The sequence below is a fragment of the Caproicibacter fermentans genome (genome assembly GCF_014303955.1).
In the GTDB taxonomy this organism is placed as follows: Bacteria; Bacillota; Clostridia; order Oscillospirales; family Acutalibacteraceae; genus Caproicibacter; species Caproicibacter fermentans.
Map to the genome: position 1 here is coordinate 916,856 of NZ_CP060286.1, position 16,634 is coordinate 933,489.

The following is a 16,634-nucleotide window of genomic DNA, read 5'->3' on the forward strand; positions in this document are numbered from 1 at the left end:
GCAATTCGTAGCTATTTTACAGATCGACAGGTAATAAAAAGTCTCGCTACAATTATTGGAACTACTTATGAAAAACTTACTAACGGAGAATATAAGTTGCTTTTGGAGCCGATCGCCTACTTCACCTTTGAAGGAAAAAAGTACGCAATGACTGCTACTGAAGCTGCAAAGGATGATCAAAAACTGGGCGGCGGCCTGCGCAGCAAGATGGTTTCCCTGACCCATCAGAATCTTCCTCTGTCCATGTATCTTGACAAATCGGACATGGGGTATCCGGCTTACGAGGGTTCAACTACCCGGGCGCAGCCAGATTCCACGATTATATCTTCCCTCGGCCTTGGTATCGTAAAATTCAAAGACAGCCCGGATCCGGAGCCTGTCAATAATAATTACGACGCGACCTATCGCACCAACACCGATGTCATTACCTCCGTTACGCTTGACGCCGGTTCTGAGATCGACCCGGACAGCCCCGCACAGGTGACGTTTCATATTCTCGGCAGCTCTTATACCCGCACAGGGATTGTGATCCCGGAGGGCGACAGTCAGCTTGTATGGGTCAAATGGCATACCCCCTCCACCCCGCAAACGGTTAATATCACCGTTTCCACAAACAAAGGCTCCTTGAGCGAAAACAGGATTACGGCCAACATTGCAAACATGACGGAAAGTACCCCGCCCGATCCAACCGCCAAAGACAGGAACGACAGCTTTATGGTTCCAGACGTTCCGGCGGAGCTGACCAGCTCGTCCAACACATGGAGCGTATGGAGCGCGGACTGGGTTCCCGTTTGGGAATGGGAGGAAAACTGGAAGTGGGAAAGTCATCCCGACTGGCCCTCCGGAGGCAAATGGGTTGATCACGGAAAATGGGTCGACGCCGGGTATTGGGAATACGACCGTACCACCTACCACGCTTCCCTATCCGCGGACATGGACCTTGAACCGGATGATAAGGACCCTACCAGACACGGCAAAACCATGCGCTCCGGCTACGGCGTAAAAATCAGCATTGACAGTGCTATGGGGACATCGGCGTCATCTTCGAATGTGACCGGCGCTCAAACGGCTGTAACGTATTTTCCCGAATTCGCATATTCTACATACTGGCGGGTTCTCGACCGAATGACGGACGGGCTGTCCGCCACTTTTGCGTTTCAAAAGAATATTTACTCGACCTATAACCGCCGGGTTCACTTCACGCCGCTCTGGTATCCGGACGGAAAATACACGGCTTACACGGTTTTAGAGGATGCCTGGACTCCGGCCGGGATGCTCTCCGCGAAGCTGACGGACGATGTAACCATCGATGGGAACGTTTATGACGATTGGCACGAAGCGCCGATGCCGGTGGATTAAGCTATATTTGGATTACACTAGACAAGCATTTTAAAGGCGGTGATTATTATTAAAGGTATACTAAGCGCTCTCTTAACTTTTGTTTTGTCTATTACGATAATAACGATAGTTCTGCCTGCATTTTTTAATAAATCAGCAAAAGATTATCAGGATTCAATCGGCATTACCTCATCCACTGAAGGTACTGTCAGTAGTAAGGAATTCACAGCAGCACATTCGGAAAATTCTTGGTTTCTCTTCAGTTATTCTTCTAAATATTATCCTGATGAATGGCAGATCGAAATAAGAAAATATGACTCATCAGCAAAAAAATGGGAAACCGCAACTATTGATGTTGATAAAACGACTTTTAATGAAGTCAAGGTAGGAGATTACTATCAGGCTCCAGCTCACCAGACCGCTTTCTTTATATATGATCGATGAAATTTGATATTCCTCTTCTGGTCTATTCAAATCTTACCACACATCACATCGAAAAGAATTTACAGATGTTAGGAGATAAAATTCGACAAATATTAAGGACATCTTTCCGAATCCGAGCTGGCCCGAAGAAGCGGGCACGCCGTGTCGACAATTCACGGGATCGAAACCGGCGATAATAAAAATCCGGGTTTTATGCTGATCGGTGACATTGCAGCAGTACTTGGAATGTCTTTAGATACGCTATACCAGCAGTTAAACCATAATTGAACATATGAAAATGGCCGCCCCAAACGGGACGGCCACTGTTATTCCTGCTTGAACATCTCGAAAACTTCGTCAATAGACTTTCCGCTTTCCTGAATCTTTTGATAGAGCATTTCAACCTCAGATTTCTTTCTCTGCTCCAACAGGTGTTTCTTCTGAGCCTTGAGTTCATTGAGCTTATCCTGTTGAGTTGAAATTTGGGCATCAATCTTTTAGATTTGCTCATTGAAAGTTTCAAGAGCTGTTTTCTTTTTTCCACGCGGCATTGGCCAACGCCTCCCTTATTGTATTTCTTCCAGTATATCATCGTGAGCAATAAATACAATGATTCAGTTAATAAATCGCAGGACATCTTTCGATAAAAATGCCGCCCTGACAAGGCGGCATTTTAGAGGGGAGGAAGTATTATGAAAAAGTATATATAAAAACCTCACGTGAGGCGCTTGTAATTTGTCTGCGGGCCTGTGGTCCGGTATTCCGTCCATACCACCGGCCTAATGCAGCGCACTTCTTTTCACTTGGAACAATTATAGAATACCGGAAGATTGTGACAGGACAGTGAAAGTCTTTTGAAAATTCTGAATACATTCTGTGAATAGAGTATGGACGGCTTCAGCAAGAGAAATTCAAAGAACAACGGAGAAAAACGGAGATCATAATTTTCTGATCAAATCACAACATCTTGTGTTTTTTACAAATGAATTTTCAGCCCCGAAAAACAGCTATTTTGAAATGACGGCTGATTTTCGGGGTTGACTTTTTTATGACGTATTGGCGGTATCGAATTATACAAAAGAACAGTTAAGTCTAATCCCTTATTTTCTGTCCTTTACTCAGGAAAAAATTTTATGAATCGGAGGGCTGCAATGAAACACCTGCTTAACTGGCGTCGCCTCATCAAGTACCACTCTATGATGGATCCGATCAGGACAAGAATTTTAATAAGTTGCTTTTTGGCTCTCCTGTTATTCATTTTAACCGGAGAGCCCCTTTTTGCTCTGATCTGTTTTGTAACCGCGTTGTTCGGCCTTGCCTTCGATCTAAAAACAAAGCGAAACAGACTGAACAGCTATATTGTCGCTATGAAATATCCTTTTTACGCCCCTCTTTATCTTTTTCAATCAGTAAAAAACGGAACATCAAGTACAAAAGAGACATACGAAAAAGATATGTATCAACTTCTAAACAATCTGCCCTGCGGCCGCTATCGAACCGTTACGCAAGCCTTGATTGTCCGCGAGCTGAGGCAATGTTCAGGTATCCAGATTATCCGGAAGGAACAAGCATACCGGAAGAATATATTACCTTTGCTGAAACGTATTTATCTCCCCTGCCAATGCCCATATCAGTCAAACCATCATAAGCAATTCTATTTCGTTGAATTTGAAGTTCGTGAAAATCAGAAAAAAGAGGATGAGAAAAAATGAAAAGTGGAACCTTTCGCAGAAAAACAAACTTCGCGGCAGTATCGAACAGTGCCCTAAAGGATAAACGCCTGTCGCTCAAAGCTAAGGGGTTATATGCTTTAATTCAAAGTTACATAACAATGCCCAATATAACCTTGGGCAAAAGCAAATTGCGAGATCTTTGCCTGGAGGGAGAAAAAGCCTTTGACAGCGCCTGGAAAGAATTGAAAGACTGCGGGTATCTGAAGATTCATCGGAGTCCAACGGGCGAGAAAGACCAATTTGTCTATGAATATGAACTGCTGGATGAAGCCGACGGTTCCAGTCCGGCATTCCTGACATTGAACAAACATGGTGAAGTCGCACCTTCAAAGGATTCCAATGGGGAAACAGCTCCGCATACCCCCAAAAAGGAGGTATGCGAAACAGATTTTTCATCAGCAGATCATGCTGCCGCACCCCATACGGATAATGACTCCGGGAAACCTGAAAATCGGCATATCCCCCAAAACGGGGGGGATGCCGATTTTAGTGATGATCCATACAAAATGGAAATTCCCCATCCCCCCCATTTCGCACCCTATGCGAACGGCACCCCATGCGAAGCGCACCCGGTGCCAAACGGGGGGGGATATAAATAATACTCAGGACCATAAGACTCAGGACTATAAGACTTTAAAGTCTGTCAGTCAGTCTACGGAAGACGGACAGACCGACGTTATTCGTGAGAGGTTGAAAGAACAAATTGATTACGGGTATTTTGAAGACAACTACCCGGATGATCTTACGGGAATCAATGTTCTAATCGACTGCATGACCAATATGCTGCAATCACCCACAACCCGTATCGGCGGTTTCATTCAGGATCGTGCAGCTCTTAGGCCATACATAGAAAATGTTGATACAGAAAAGATTCAGGGATTCTTAGATCACATGAAAGGCAAGTCAATGAGGAATGTTCGAAACGTAAACGCATATTGGCAAAGCGCACTGATTGATTTTCTGCGGGGACAGGAGCTTACCCTGCTCACGGTATAAACTTCAATCAAGACATTAGGAGGATCGCAAATGGAAATCACACACATCGGAATCAGGCTAATTGAGAGCAGCCGTTTAAAGGCAATCGCCAGCGTTACGTTTGAGAATATCCTTACGATTGACGACATTTTAGTCATTCAGGGAAAGAATCGTCTCTGCCTGCATTATCCCCAAAACCGGGATAACCAATCCGTCGTTGTCCCGCGTATCCGTGAATTCAGCAAGCAGATTGAAGAAGCGATTTTTCAGCAATACCATCAGAAAATCATTCAAAAAGGAGCTTAAAGGAAGGAATGCCATGTACGCGAATGAAGAGATGTGCCTTTGCTACGGCAAAGTATTCGGAAAACACTGCCGAATGTGCCAAAGCTGGAAGAATGAATATTGTCTAAGAACAAATCGAAAAAAGAAATGCCCCGCATTGGGTATGGCCTGCGGAAAGTTTCAGGAAAACGCATCCGCCGAATTCAGATATGGAGCGTGAAAAAATGGATCTCATCGTAACCGCAGATGAGCTGATGGAAGCCGCTCGGTGCGCTTCCCGCATGACCGGTTATGCCGACCCGGACGAGCGACTCATTATCACTTGCCTGACCGCCGATAACGGCACTCAAATCCGGCTGATTTTGGACAGGAGCTGTCTCAAAAAGAACATCGTGCCTGACGATTCCAGTTAAAACAAAACCGATCGAAAAATACAAAAAATAATTATGGAGGTACCAAAAGTGAAAAACAAAATATCTCGTTACGCAAAGGAAAAAGCAATCGCCCTTGCCAGCCGCGCCAAGGTAAAGACTAAATCCATTTCGTCGATCCTGGCAGAAAGTCGGGGGGACCAAAACACCTCCACCGCCGGGTTGGCCATTCTAGCCGTTGTCGTGGTCGGCCTTGCGGTCGTATGGGCAAAAGGATACGGCCCTGAATTGATGTCCTTGCTCGGAGACAAGATCAAAGGCCTTTTTAACCTATGATCGTTAAACCCAAATACCTGTTTCTGATTTCTCTGACTCTGTCGGCTGCTTCCGTCGCCGCCCTGTTTCACACCTTTGACGATCCTTATTTGATTGCCAAAGGCTTTCTTTTTGCCGTTTCCCTCATTGCAATCGGAATCAAAGACGGCCTGACGCATGAAATTCCGAATGCGTTCCTGCTGCCGGTTCTGGCGTCCGGTCTGATTCATTTTCAACCGGTTTCCGCTTTGGAAGGCTTTTTTTCAGCGTCTCTCCTGTTTTTGATCGTCTCCCGCGCAACAAACGGCGGGCTCGGCGGCGGGGACGTGAAGCTCATGGCGGCAGCCGGATTTGTTCTGGGTCCGTTCGGCGTCCTCGGCGGTGCGCTGATCGGCGAAGCGCTGTTTTTTCTGGCTTATCCGATTCTCCGCCGAAAACATTGTGAAAAGAAGTCTTACGCAATGGCACCCTGGCTTGGCACAGGGTGCTTTCTTGCGTATCTGTTCATTCCAACTGGAGGTATTACCATATGAAAAAACTATTCCGAAACAGGACGTTTCTCGCCTCTCTGGCAATCGTCCTGGCTCTTGTCATCTGCTTCGTCGCAGCGCCATCCATCAACGCAGCCGCGGGCAAAGAAGTATCCATCGTCCGCGTCACAAAAAATATATCCAAAGGAACAAAGTTAACAAAAGACATGGTTGAGAACGTTAAAGTCGGGGGATATAACCTGCCGGACAACGTCCTTAAATCAGATTCCGGAGTTATCGGGAAATACGCGACGGCATCCTTGCAGCCGGGCGACTACATTTTATCCTCAAAAGTATCGGAAGATGCTCCTGACATCGGCTTATCCAGTCTGGACGGAAAAAAGCAAGCTGTTTCGGTCTCGATCAAGAGCTTTGCGGCGGGGCTGTCCGGCAAGCTGGAAAGCGGCGACGTCATCCAGTTATACGTTGCCGATTACGGGGGCATGAAAGATACCCTGATGCCGACGGAGCTGCAATACGTCAAGCTGTTGGCGGCGACCACAGATAAAGGCATCGACAACACCGACGAACAGAAAAAAGACGATAAATCCAATGATGAGATGCCGTCCACCCTGACGGTTCTCGTTTCCCCCGTTCAAGCTGATAAACTCGTCGACTATGAAAATAACGGGAAGCTCCACGCCGCCCTGGTCTACCGGGGCTCCGAATCTAACTCAAAGAAGTTTCTTGACCTTGAGGACCAGTATCTTGATTCTCTGACGCAGGATAAAACCGGCAATACTACTCCGGCGGCACCAAGCACCGTGACAGGAGGCAAATAACATGGCAATCAAAACAGCCGCCGTCTGGGGCAGTCCCGGAAGCGGCACTACCCTGACCACGATCAAGATCGCGAAGGCCCTTGCAAATCTCAAAAAGAATGTCATTGTCGTCGGCTGCGACGATCAGACGCCGCTGCTTCCTCTGCTCCTGCCGTCCACTTCGGAGCTGCCGTCCCTGGGCGACGCGCTGGCAGCGGACCAGCTCTCCCAGATTGAAGCGCTGCGGCACTGTGTCCAATATGTAAAAAACCAATACATCAGCCTGCTCGGATACCGTCTGGGCGAAAATGTCTTGTCTTATCCGGAGTACACCCTGCAGCGGGCATCCGAACTGTTTTCCCATCTTCGCGGCCTGGCCGACTTTGTCCTGATCGACTGCTCTTCAAACCTCGACAATGTTCTGACCGCCGCCGCGCTGAAACAGGCGGACGTCACGTTTAAGGTTCTGAACGCCGACCCGAAAAGCCTGGTCTATTTTCAGTCGGCCGCACCGCTCCTGCTGCGCGACTCCGGTTACCGGTACGGAGAACAAACCAACATTCTCAACAATGTGCTTTCATCTCAGGATGTTGACCCGGCCCGTGAAGTCGTCGGCAAAATTGCCTACACATTGCCGCATGTACCGGAACTCAAAGATCAGTACGACCGGGGAGAACTGCTGGAAGCCGTATTCGGAAAGACGGCCCGCCAATACGAAACGGGAATTAGAAAACTTGTTATGGAGGTGATGGTGCATGAGCCGGAGCATGGAATTGTACGGCGCGGAAAACCGGCGGTCGGTGACGTTTCCGGAACTGCTTGAACAGGCGCAGCAATATATGTCTCAAAACTATTCGAAGCTGCTCGGAGAAAAGAACAGCCCGCAGAAGAAAGAGAAAATGCTTTCCTATCTGAGAAAATTTCTGGCGGATCAGAACCTGTCCGTACAGGAAATGACCCTTGAAGAACTTCCGTTACGCCTCTATGAGGAAATGGCGGAATATTCGTTTCTAACGCCGCTTTTAAACGGTTCTCATACCGACTGGGAGGAAATCAACATCAACCGGTGGGACGACACAAAAATCTCTTACTGCGACGGAAGAGTCGAGCGTTCGAAACAGCAGTTTCTTTCCCCGCAGCACGCGGAGGATGTCATCCGGCGTCTGCTCCGGCAGTCAGGCATCGTTCTCGATGAAGCGCGTCCCCTGGTGCGCGGACATTTAAACAACAAGATAAGAGCCACGGTAATCGGACGTCCCGTCATCGACTTCGAGGCGGGAATTTCCGTTTCCATCCGGTATATCAACCCGGAACATCTCGGTGAGGCTGATTTTATCGGAAATGGAACGGCAACGGAAGAAATGCTTGACACCCTCTCCACGCTGTACCGCTACGGAGCCTCCATGTGTCTGGCCGGAGCGACCGGAACCGGAAAGACGACCCTCATGAGCTGGATTCTTTCCACCCTGCCGAACCGTAAACGGATTTATACCATTGAAAACACAACCCGTGAATTCGATCTGGTAATCCGTGATGAAAACGGTCACGTCCTGAATAACGTCATCCACACGGTTACGCGCGACAGCGACGATCCGAAACAATGTGTCACGGAACAGATGCTGCTTGAACAGGGGCTGACCTTCGACCCGGATTATATCTGCATGGCCGAAATGAAGGGCAGCGAAGCGTTTGAAACCCAGGAAGCCGCCCGAACCGGACATGCGGTCATCAGTACGGTTCACGCCGACAGCTGCGAGGAAATCTACGACCGGCTGCTTGATTTGTGCAGCCTGAAGGGGACGTTGAGCGGAGAACTTTTAAAGCTGTCGATTGCCAAAGCCTTCCCGATTACCTTTTTCATCCGGAAGATGGAGGACAACGTGCGGCGCATCACGGAAATCTGTGAGTGTGAAGTGACGGAGAACGGGATGCGGATCATGCACACGCTTTACCGGTTCCGGACAATCCAAAATAGAATACAAAACGGCAAAACCGTTGTCGACGGTTGTTTTGAGCGAGTCGAAACTCTTTCCGGCCGCCTTCAGCAAAAGCTCAGAGACAACGGCATTCCGGAAGATCTGCTGCAAACCATGGTCGGAGGTGACGTCGCTTGACTGCCCTTTACTTTATCGCGTTTCTGCTTCTGTCCGCAGGAGTCCTCTTGTTTGCGCGATTATCTCCCCTGGAGCTGATTTCGTCTCTTCCCGGTCTGTTTCCCAAAAGAAAAGTTTCTATGAAGCGTAAGATTCTGCAAAGCCACCCGGCTAAAAAGCCGAAGGGAATCCGAAAGGTTTTCCACAGCATTCAGAACCTGGTCATAGACGCTAAGACAATTCTTGCGGTCACGAACCGCAGCGCCAAATTTGCCTCGCTCTGCACCCTGTCTCTGGCGTTTCTGATCGCGGGGATTTTCGTCGCTTCCCTGATGGGAAACGCCTACATGATGCCGGTGCTGGCCGTCGGGTTTGCACTGATTCCGTTTCTTTATATCCTGCTCTCGTCCTTCGGCTATAAAAAGAAACTCAACGCGGAACTGGAAACGGCGCTGTCGATTGTTACGGCGGAATATATCCGCACGGAGGACATCGTTTCTGCCATTCAGGAGTCGTTGGATTCCTGCCGCTCTCCGGTAAAAGAAGTCTTTCAGGAGTTTGTCGGTAACGTAACCTCCGTCAACGCGAACGTTGTCCTGGCGTTGGAACAAATGAAAGGCAAAATCGACAGCGATGTGTTCCGCGAATGGGTCGACGAGGTCATCCTTTGCCAGCGTGACCGGACGCAGAAAAGCACTCTGACGCCGATTGTCCGCAAATTCAGCGAGATGCGCACCGTTGCCGGCGATCTGAATCTGAAACTGTACGAACCGTTCCGCAACTGGCTGATCATGGCGCTCGCGCTGTTTTCCGTCCCGGTTCTGCTCTATGCCTTAAACGCCGACTGGGGCAATCTTTTGATGCATACCCAGGCCGGTCAGATCATTCTGGCGGTCGACGCCGCGGTCTTTTTCTTCGCGCTGATCCGTGTGATCCGCCAAACCCGTCCAATTGAATTCCGGAGGTGATCCCTTGACTTTGCTCATTCTGTTTTTTCTGTCTTTATTTGCCGCCTTTTACCTGTTGCTGTGCGGCGCGGCCCGGTTGCCGACGATCGGCACCACGCTGGCTTCGCTGCGGATCGCCCAGCCGAAAGTGCGCAGCGGAAGCCTGATTCACATCATGGTCCTAAAGCTCTCCATGCGGATTTCAAAACTCATCCATCTGGAACAGGAACGAAAAGACGATCTTGCCGCGAAGCTGCGGCTGATCGGCAACGGCCTGACCCCGGAAACCCATATTGCGAAAATCATTGTCAATTTCTCGCTGTGGCTTTTGACGGCGGCAATCCTGTTTCTGATTTCCCCGGTTTTGTCCCTTGCCGTGATCGGATACGCCATTTACATGTTATTTCAGGACATTTCTTCTTTTGACCGCGCCGTAAAGGCGGCGCGGGAAAAGATCGAAGCGGATCTTCCGCGTCTGGCGGCCACGATCGCTCAGGAATTACAGTCCAACCGCGACGTGATCGCGATGCTGACGTCGTTTCTCCCCAGCACCACACCGGAATTCCGTGAGGAACTGCAGATCACGCTGGCCGACATGCGCTCCGGTTCCCCGGAAAAAGCGCTGATCCGGATGGACCGGAGAGTCGGAAGTTTAATGCTCGGGGAAATCGTCCGCGGCCTTCAGATGGTTTTACAGGGCGACAACGGCGTTATGTACTTTCAAATGCTGGAGCACGATTTCAAGAATACGGAAATCCAGAATCTCAACCTGATTGCAGCAAAACGGCCCGGAAAAATTCAGGGATATTCGTTCCTGATGTTCGGCTGCCTGATGCTGACCGTTATCGGCGTTCTAATTCTGTACGCCTATTCCCTGGTTCAGGGACTCGGGATTTGAGGTGAGTCAAGTGAAGTTTCTCAAATCATCCAGAGGGGAAGCAACCATTGACGCCACAACCGTCTTGCTTGCTTCGCTAGTTGTTATCGCGGTATTCCTGTTCCATCTATATCCCGTCTTTCTTGCGAAACAAGATTTAAACACCTATGCGCAGGAGCTGTGCCGTACGGCCGAGATCTCCGGCCGGGTGGGACAGGAAACCACGGATCGGGAACGGGAGCTGACGGACAACACCGGCCTGTCCCCGAAAATCGAGTGGTCGGACACCGGCAAAATACAATTAGGAGATACGGTCGCCGTCACCTGTACCGTGACCAAAAACATCGGGTTATTTGCCGGTTTAGGTTCCATCCCGATTCCGATTTCCGCCAAAGCGTCCGGCAGAAGCGAGGTGTACTGGAAAAAATGAGGAAGTTTTGGAACGACCGGCGCGGCTCCGGAGTCGTCACCGCCGCCGGAGTCGTATTTCTCCTGTTATTTTTCTCCTGCGCTCTGATGGAATACTCCCGGCTGCAGTCCACCGCCGCGCATACCCGGGATGCGTTACAGGCGGCGGTTGTGGAAGCATGTACGGAACAAAACGCCGGTCTGTACGACGGGGTCCGCGAGGGATATTCCGGCGGATACAAACGCTCCGGCGGGAACTGGGCCGAAAGTCTCTCCTCCACCGACATCTACGACCGGCTTGACAAAAGTCTCGGCACAGAAAAAAGCGGCGACGCCGTTGTAAAATATGCCGGTTCCGACGTCAATTTCCGTCTGTCCGGCCTGTCCGCACAGATGACCAACGCGCCGTTTGCCCCGGACGGCAAGGACACCGGGCAGCTTACCTGCACGGCGGAAGTCGAGTTGGAGGTTCCGTGGATGTTCCACTGGGACGGGGTTCCCCCCATGCACGCCCGGTTGACCGTAAAGGCCGGATATATGCCCAAATTCTGAGAAGCGGACGGTTTGCCCGCTTCTTTTATTATTTACAGGAGGTATGAAGTTTTCTATGAAAAAGCTCAGAAATCACATCCTGATCCTATGCGGGCTGCTGATTTTCGGCATTGTGTTTCTCAGCCTGACGGTGAACGCGGCATCCTCGGTTCTCCCCTGGCTCTCTCCGGGCGGCACGTCTAAGCCCTCATCGGAGTCGGCGGCGAAGGACACCTTATTCAGTGGCGGAACGATATCAGCTCAATATGATGAAGACGCCGGATCCGTCTATATTGCTCCGATCGGCACCTTTCCCGGCATTGGCAGTTCATCAGGTTCTCCCGGTACCGCCGATGGAACGGGGACCGTAAGCATAGACGGAGGCAACACTTCCGGTTCGTCAGCCATAAAAGCCGGAACATCACAAGCGGTCATCTCCATTCAACCGGTATCTGTGACAGATTCAGCAAGCGATGCCAAAAGCAGTGCTTCATCCGCTGCTCCGGCATCATCCGGTTCCGACTCTTTGGATCCATCCGGTCAGACCCCTACAAATTCTTCCGACAGTGATCCGTCTTCCTCATCCCCCGGCAGATCATCGGACGATTCGGACGGCAGCTCCCATCATCACCGTTCGGTCAGCATCACCGGCGTCGGCCTGGACCATTCTGATCTGAAGCTTGTAAAGGGCGCCAGCACCGCACTTGCGGCTACGATCACTCCATCCAACACGACGCAGAGCAAAACCATCGTCTGGTCGTCTTCGGATAAATCCGTTGCGACAGTTGACGGCTCCGGCAAGGTGACCGCCGTTGAGGGCGGCACGGTGACCGTCACGGCAACGACTTCCAACGGAAAAACCGCCGTCTGCAAGGTGACGGTATCCGTCCCCACACAGGGAATCAAATTAAACCATTCGGAACTGTCGCTGATCAAATCAACAACTTCCGCAGCTTTGGTAGCTACTGTGACGCCGAATGACGCGTCGGATCAAACTGTCACCTGGTTGTCCTCGGATGAATCCGTCGCGACGGTTGACGGCTCCGGCAAGGTGACCGCCGTCGAGGGCGGCACGGCGACCGTCACGGCCACGGCTTCAAACGGAAAAGCCGCAGCTTGTAAGGTGACAGTATCCGTCCCGGCGACAAAAGTTACATTAAGTCTATCCGATGTGCCGGTCGAACGAGGAAAAACTATCGCTCTGGTTGCGACCCTCGACCCTCCGGACAGCACAGATAAAGTGCTTTGGGCAACTTCGGACAACGCCATCGCAACAGTTGACGATTCCGGACAGGTCACCGGAATTTCGGCGGGGAACGCTACCATTACCGCCTCTGTCGGAGACGGTGCCATATCGGTAAGCTGTCAAGTGACAACCGTTGTCTCAATCTCGGAACTTGATCTGAGCGATACGGAATTGAGCCTGAAGAAAGGAGAAGGACATAATCTGACCGCCCAGGTGCTGCCGGAAGACACCACGGAAGACAAGACGGTAACCTGGTCGTCCTCTGATAAAACCGTCGCAACAGTTGACAGCTCCGGCAAGATAACAGCCGTAGAGGGCGGCACGGCCATTGTCACCGCGCAGACCGGCAAACACAGCGCTCAGTGTACCGTTACGGTAACAGTACCAGTGACGGGGATTTCTTTCAATCAAACTACTCTCGTTCTGCCGGTTAATACCACATCCTCAGCTGTTGAGGTTACCATATCCCCGGATGACGCAACCGACAAAGCGGTTTCGTGGACCTCTTCCGACCCGTCCGTCGTCACAGTGGACAACGCCGGACAGATCACGGCCGTCAGTGCCGGAACCGCAACAATCACGGCAACATCCAACGACGGAGTGTTCACGGCTAACTGCACGGTGACGGTCGTCGTTCCCGTAACCGGAATCAGTCTGAATAAAACTGCGCTGTCCCTAATCAAAGGAAACGCGAATGCCCTGACGGCGACGATCACGCCGGAGGACGCGACCGATAAAGCCGTTGCATGGACATCGTCCAATCCATCCGTCGCTGTGGTGGATTCCAACGGAAAAGTAACGGCAACCGGCGGCGGTACTGCGACGATAACCGCAAAAACCAACGACGGCGGATTTGCGGCGAGTTGTACGGTAACCGTAAAAGTACCGGTTACGGGAATTACACTCGACAAGAACAGCCTGACACTTGCGCGGGGCAAAACCGGCAAATTGATTCCGACGATTGCTCCTGATGACGCAACCGACAAAGCGGTTTCGTGGACCTCTTCCGACCCGTCCGTCGTCACAGTGGACAACGCCGGACAGATCACGGCCGTCAGTGCCGGAACCGTGACGGTCACGGCGACTTCCCATGACGGTGGATTTACGGCTAATTGCACGGTGACGGTCGTTGTTCCCGTAACCGGAATCAGCCTGGATAAAGCCACGCTGTCCTTAATCAAAGGAAATGCGGCCACCTTGACGGCGACGATCACGCCGGAGGACGCGACGAATAAAGCCGTTGCATGGACATCGTCCAATCCATCCGTCGCTGCGGTAGATTCCAACGGAAAAGTAACGGCAACCGGCGGCGGTACTGCGACGATAACCGTCACGGCCAAAGACGGTGGATTTGCGGCGAGTTGTACGGTAACCGTAAAAGTACCGGTTACTGGGATTACACTTAACCAATCCAATTTGACGCTTATACGGGGCAAAACCAGAGATCTGATTCCGACCATTTCTCCTGCTGACGCAACCGACAAGGCTATCGTATGGTCAACGTCCAATTCGTCTGTAGTTACAGTAGACAATGCCGGTCGGATTACAGCCATTAGCGCCGGAACTGCAATAATCACGGCAACTACCCATAACGGCGGTTTTACTTCGCAATGTACCGTAACAGTCGTCGTTCCCGTAACCGGAATCAGCCTGGATAAAGCCACGCTGTCCCTAATCAAAGGAAATGCGGCCACCTTGACGGCGACGATCACGCCGGAGGACGCGACGAATAAAGCCGTTGCATGGACATCGTCCAATCCATCCGTCGCTGCGGTGGATTCCAGCGGAAAAGTGACAGCAGTCGGCGGCGGAACCGCAACGATAACCGTCACGGCCAAAGACGGCGGATTTGCGGCGAGTTGTACGGTAACCGTAAAAGTTCCGGTTACCGGAATTACGCTGAATCACACTTCAACAACAATCGCTCCCGGAGAATTCGAAACGCTGACGGCCACGATTACACCTGTGGACGCATCAAACAAAAACGTGACTTGGTCGTCCTCCAACCCATCCGTTGCAACGGTTGACGAGTACGGAAAAGTGACTTCGATAGGCTTTGGAACGACAACAATTACAGCAACCACGCGTGATGGAAACTACACTTGCCAATGTGCTGTTACGGTACCGATTACATGGACTCCAGAGACTTACCATAGCGGATTTTCTTCGGTGCATGTGCACCAAGATGATCCTGACAAATCAATTTACTATATTTTTGAGTCACACAATAGTCACGAACATGTTGGCGTAACGTACACCTTTAATACGCCAATATCAATTTCATCAGGCGATAAAATTGAAGTAGCAGTCCCAATAAGTTCGTATCCACAATATCGTTGGTATCGTACTTCAATTAACAATGACACTGACTATAAAATTGCATTCACAGATCAGCACAATTCGAACAAGGTTTATACATTCTCTGCAGACACAGTTTTGTCTAGTGTTAACTTAGATGTTGAAACTGAAATCTCCATACATAATGAAGGGTACGCACGGGTTTATTTGTACACACACGGCAGAAAAATATTGCTTAACGCATCCGGGACAGAGTCTCCGTAATTACACAAAAGGCAGTCGGATTTTGTTTCCGGCTGCCCCTTGCTCTAAACGAATGATTTAGTAAATGTTGGAGGAATCAGAAAAAGATGTTGGAAAAGATTCAGCACATTTCGCAGCAAATATCTCAAACCGCTCAGGAAGTCAGCGCCGGGCCGCGTCAATGGGCGGACTTTTTAAAAGCGGCGTCCAGATTTTACAAATACCCCTTTCCCGCGCAACTTCTTATTTACGCCCATCGCCCGGACGCAACCGCAATGGCATCGCTTGAAATCTGGAACCGCGTGGGCAGAAGAGTCAACGCAGGGGCGAAAGGGGTCCCCATCCTGATCGACGGGAAAAGTCAGGTTAAGCTGTCCTATGTTTTTGATGTCAGCGATACCAACGGCAGCCCCAAGACCCTGCCCGTACCATGGAAATTCAATCAGGAAGACCATGAAACCGTCCTTTCTGATCTTGAAGAAAGATATGGGATTCCCCCGGAAAGCGACACATTTGACCTGCGCTTGCAGAATATAATCGAAGCTGTTGTTCAAAATTGTTCAGGACGCTATTTAGACGATCTCCTTCAAAACATTGAGGGAACCAGCCTGGAAGGAATGACAGCAAATGAAATTGACGGAGAAGTCCGGGAGTTTCTCTCCGACTGCATCACCTGCATGGTTTACAGTCGGGCGGCTCCGGAGAGCAGCATTCCGGATTCCCTGATTTTTGACGGCTTGCCTCTTTTCCGTGAAAAAGATCTTCTCACGATTCTCGGTTATGCGGCGTCGTCGGAGTCCGAAACGCTTTTGCGCCAGATAGAAGGCTCAATCCTCCAAATCCGGCATGAACAACAAATTCAGAAAAGGAGAATGCAGCATGGACATTCAGTACAAAGAGCAAGGCGGATACCTGTACCCGCAGTTGACAACCGCCCCCAGCGATCCCCTGACTTACTACGGGACCATGTTCAAGGAATACCTGAAGGAGACCCAGCCGGGGAGGTACGCGGTTCTTCTGTTCAATCAGAAGTTGATGAAATTCTGCCATCGGATGGAGGACGAGGCGAACCGGTACGAGGGAGTCATTCTGGAGAAGCTCCGGCAAAGCAGCCCACCGCCGGAGACGGACGACACGATGAAGTTAATTCAGTACAACAACAATCTATATCAACAGGCACGGGAAATTACGCTGAACGACGTGATTTACCGGAAAGCGTAGAAAATCCTGACATTTTAAACGGAGATCCGGCATACAGTG

At 50.4% G+C, this 16,634-nt stretch carries 19 protein-coding genes; all 19 read left to right on the plus strand.

Annotation, left to right across the window (positions count from 1 at the left end):
* Positions 1-96 precede the first annotated feature (96 nt).
* The 19 genes from HCR03_RS04525 to HCR03_RS04615 all read left to right on the plus strand — a co-directional run bounded on the left by HCR03_RS04525 (position 97) and on the right by HCR03_RS04615 (position 16,595).
* The gene (locus tag HCR03_RS04525; protein ID WP_330601111.1) at positions 97-1,359 is read left to right on the plus strand and encodes a hypothetical protein; all 1,263 of its coding nucleotides are present in this window, start codon (positions 97-99) and stop codon (positions 1,357-1,359) included.
* A gap of 39 nt (positions 1,360-1,398) precedes the next feature.
* A complete protein-coding gene (locus HCR03_RS04530; RefSeq protein ID WP_187036834.1) occupies positions 1,399-1,782 on the plus strand; it encodes a hypothetical protein in 384 nt (127 codons plus the stop codon).
* Positions 1,783-1,923: 141 nt separating this feature from the next.
* Entirely contained in the window at positions 1,924-2,049 is a 126-nt protein-coding gene (locus HCR03_RS20485) for a hypothetical protein (protein ID WP_187036836.1), read from the plus strand.
* Positions 2,050-2,912: 863 nt separating this feature from the next.
* Entirely contained in the window at positions 2,913-3,473 is a 561-nt protein-coding gene (locus HCR03_RS04540) for a hypothetical protein (protein WP_187036838.1), read from the plus strand.
* Complete coding sequence (locus HCR03_RS04545) at positions 3,470-4,093, plus strand: BAR domain-containing protein (RefSeq protein WP_187036840.1); 624 nt, start codon at positions 3,470-3,472, stop codon at positions 4,091-4,093. Before HCR03_RS04540 ends, HCR03_RS04545 begins: the two co-directional genes overlap by 4 nt.
* A 91-nt stretch (positions 4,094-4,184) precedes the next feature.
* On the plus strand, positions 4,185-4,490 hold the full coding sequence (locus HCR03_RS04550; protein WP_187036842.1) for a hypothetical protein: 306 nt from the start codon (positions 4,185-4,187) through the stop codon (positions 4,488-4,490).
* A 30-nt stretch (positions 4,491-4,520) separates the two neighbouring features.
* Positions 4,521-4,775: a septation protein SpoVG family protein gene (locus tag HCR03_RS04555; protein WP_187036844.1), complete on the plus strand. Its 255-nt coding sequence runs from the start codon at positions 4,521-4,523 to the stop codon at positions 4,773-4,775.
* Positions 4,776-4,978: 203 nt separating this feature from the next.
* Positions 4,979-5,167 (plus strand): hypothetical protein, encoded by a 189-nt coding sequence (locus HCR03_RS04560; RefSeq protein WP_187036846.1) that lies wholly within the window; start codon positions 4,979-4,981, stop codon positions 5,165-5,167.
* A 48-nt stretch (positions 5,168-5,215) separates the two neighbouring features.
* The gene (locus HCR03_RS04565; protein WP_187036848.1) at positions 5,216-5,461 is read left to right on the plus strand and encodes a hypothetical protein; all 246 of its coding nucleotides are present in this window, start codon (positions 5,216-5,218) and stop codon (positions 5,459-5,461) included.
* Entirely contained in the window at positions 5,458-5,973 is a 516-nt protein-coding gene (locus HCR03_RS04570) for a prepilin peptidase (RefSeq protein WP_187036850.1), read from the plus strand. The genes HCR03_RS04565 and HCR03_RS04570 overlap by 4 nt, the downstream gene beginning before the upstream one ends.
* Entirely contained in the window at positions 5,970-6,752 is a 783-nt protein-coding gene (gene cpaB / locus HCR03_RS04575; protein ID WP_187036852.1) for a Flp pilus assembly protein CpaB, read from the plus strand. Before HCR03_RS04570 ends, cpaB begins: the two co-directional genes overlap by 4 nt.
* A gap of 1 nt (position 6,753) precedes the next feature.
* Positions 6,754-7,554, plus strand: coding sequence for a ParA family protein (locus tag HCR03_RS04580; RefSeq protein WP_187036854.1), 801 nt, complete (start codon positions 6,754-6,756; stop codon positions 7,552-7,554).
* A complete protein-coding gene (locus tag HCR03_RS04585) occupies positions 7,487-8,845 on the plus strand; it encodes an ATPase, T2SS/T4P/T4SS family (RefSeq protein ID WP_187036856.1) in 1,359 nt (452 codons plus the stop codon). The genes HCR03_RS04580 and HCR03_RS04585 overlap by 68 nt, the downstream gene beginning before the upstream one ends.
* Before the next feature lie 119 nt (positions 8,846-8,964).
* Positions 8,965-9,792 (plus strand): type II secretion system F family protein, encoded by an 828-nt coding sequence (locus tag HCR03_RS04590; RefSeq protein ID WP_187036857.1) that lies wholly within the window; start codon positions 8,965-8,967, stop codon positions 9,790-9,792.
* A 4-nt stretch (positions 9,793-9,796) separates the two neighbouring features.
* Positions 9,797-10,669, plus strand: a complete 873-nt coding sequence (locus HCR03_RS04595; RefSeq protein ID WP_187036859.1) for a secretion protein F — start codon at positions 9,797-9,799, stop codon at positions 10,667-10,669.
* 10 nt (positions 10,670-10,679) lie between these two features.
* Positions 10,680-11,078: a DUF4320 family protein gene (locus tag HCR03_RS04600; protein ID WP_228725103.1), complete on the plus strand. Its 399-nt coding sequence runs from the start codon at positions 10,680-10,682 to the stop codon at positions 11,076-11,078.
* Positions 11,075-11,608, plus strand: a complete 534-nt coding sequence (locus tag HCR03_RS04605) for a TadE/TadG family type IV pilus assembly protein (protein WP_187036863.1) — start codon at positions 11,075-11,077, stop codon at positions 11,606-11,608. The genes HCR03_RS04600 and HCR03_RS04605 overlap by 4 nt, the downstream gene beginning before the upstream one ends.
* 55 nt (positions 11,609-11,663) lie before the next feature.
* A complete protein-coding gene (locus HCR03_RS04610) occupies positions 11,664-15,395 on the plus strand; it encodes an Ig-like domain-containing protein (RefSeq protein WP_187036865.1) in 3,732 nt (1,243 codons plus the stop codon).
* Positions 15,396-16,253: 858 nt separating this feature from the next.
* Positions 16,254-16,595 (plus strand): TnpV protein, encoded by a 342-nt coding sequence (locus HCR03_RS04615; RefSeq protein ID WP_187036866.1) that lies wholly within the window; start codon positions 16,254-16,256, stop codon positions 16,593-16,595.
* Positions 16,596-16,634: the final 39 nt, after the last annotated feature.

Bases quoted from the DNA above. Each gene is read 5' to 3' on its own strand.
- HCR03_RS04540 (WP_187036838.1), top strand. From the start codon at position 2,913: ATGAAACACCTGCTTAACTGGCGTCGCCTCATCAAGTACCACTCTATG.
- HCR03_RS04545 (WP_187036840.1), top strand. From the start codon at position 3,470: ATGAAAAGTGGAACCTTTCGCAGAAAAACAAACTTCGCGGCAGTATCG.
- HCR03_RS04555 (WP_187036844.1), top strand. From the start codon at position 4,521: ATGGAAATCACACACATCGGAATCAGGCTAATTGAGAGCAGCCGTTTA.
- HCR03_RS04560 (WP_187036846.1), top strand. From the start codon at position 4,979: ATGGATCTCATCGTAACCGCAGATGAGCTGATGGAAGCCGCTCGGTGC.
- HCR03_RS04570 (WP_187036850.1), top strand. From the start codon at position 5,458: ATGATCGTTAAACCCAAATACCTGTTTCTGATTTCTCTGACTCTGTCG.
- cpaB (WP_187036852.1), top strand. From the start codon at position 5,970: ATGAAAAAACTATTCCGAAACAGGACGTTTCTCGCCTCTCTGGCAATC.
- HCR03_RS04580 (WP_187036854.1), top strand. From the start codon at position 6,754: ATGGCAATCAAAACAGCCGCCGTCTGGGGCAGTCCCGGAAGCGGCACT.
- HCR03_RS04585 (WP_187036856.1), top strand. From the start codon at position 7,487: ATGAGCCGGAGCATGGAATTGTACGGCGCGGAAAACCGGCGGTCGGTG.
- HCR03_RS04590 (WP_187036857.1), top strand. From the start codon at position 8,965: ATGAAGCGTAAGATTCTGCAAAGCCACCCGGCTAAAAAGCCGAAGGGA.
- HCR03_RS04605 (WP_187036863.1), top strand. From the start codon at position 11,075: ATGAGGAAGTTTTGGAACGACCGGCGCGGCTCCGGAGTCGTCACCGCC.
- HCR03_RS04610 (WP_187036865.1), top strand. From the start codon at position 11,664: ATGAAAAAGCTCAGAAATCACATCCTGATCCTATGCGGGCTGCTGATT.
- HCR03_RS04615 (WP_187036866.1), top strand. From the start codon at position 16,254: ATGGACATTCAGTACAAAGAGCAAGGCGGATACCTGTACCCGCAGTTG.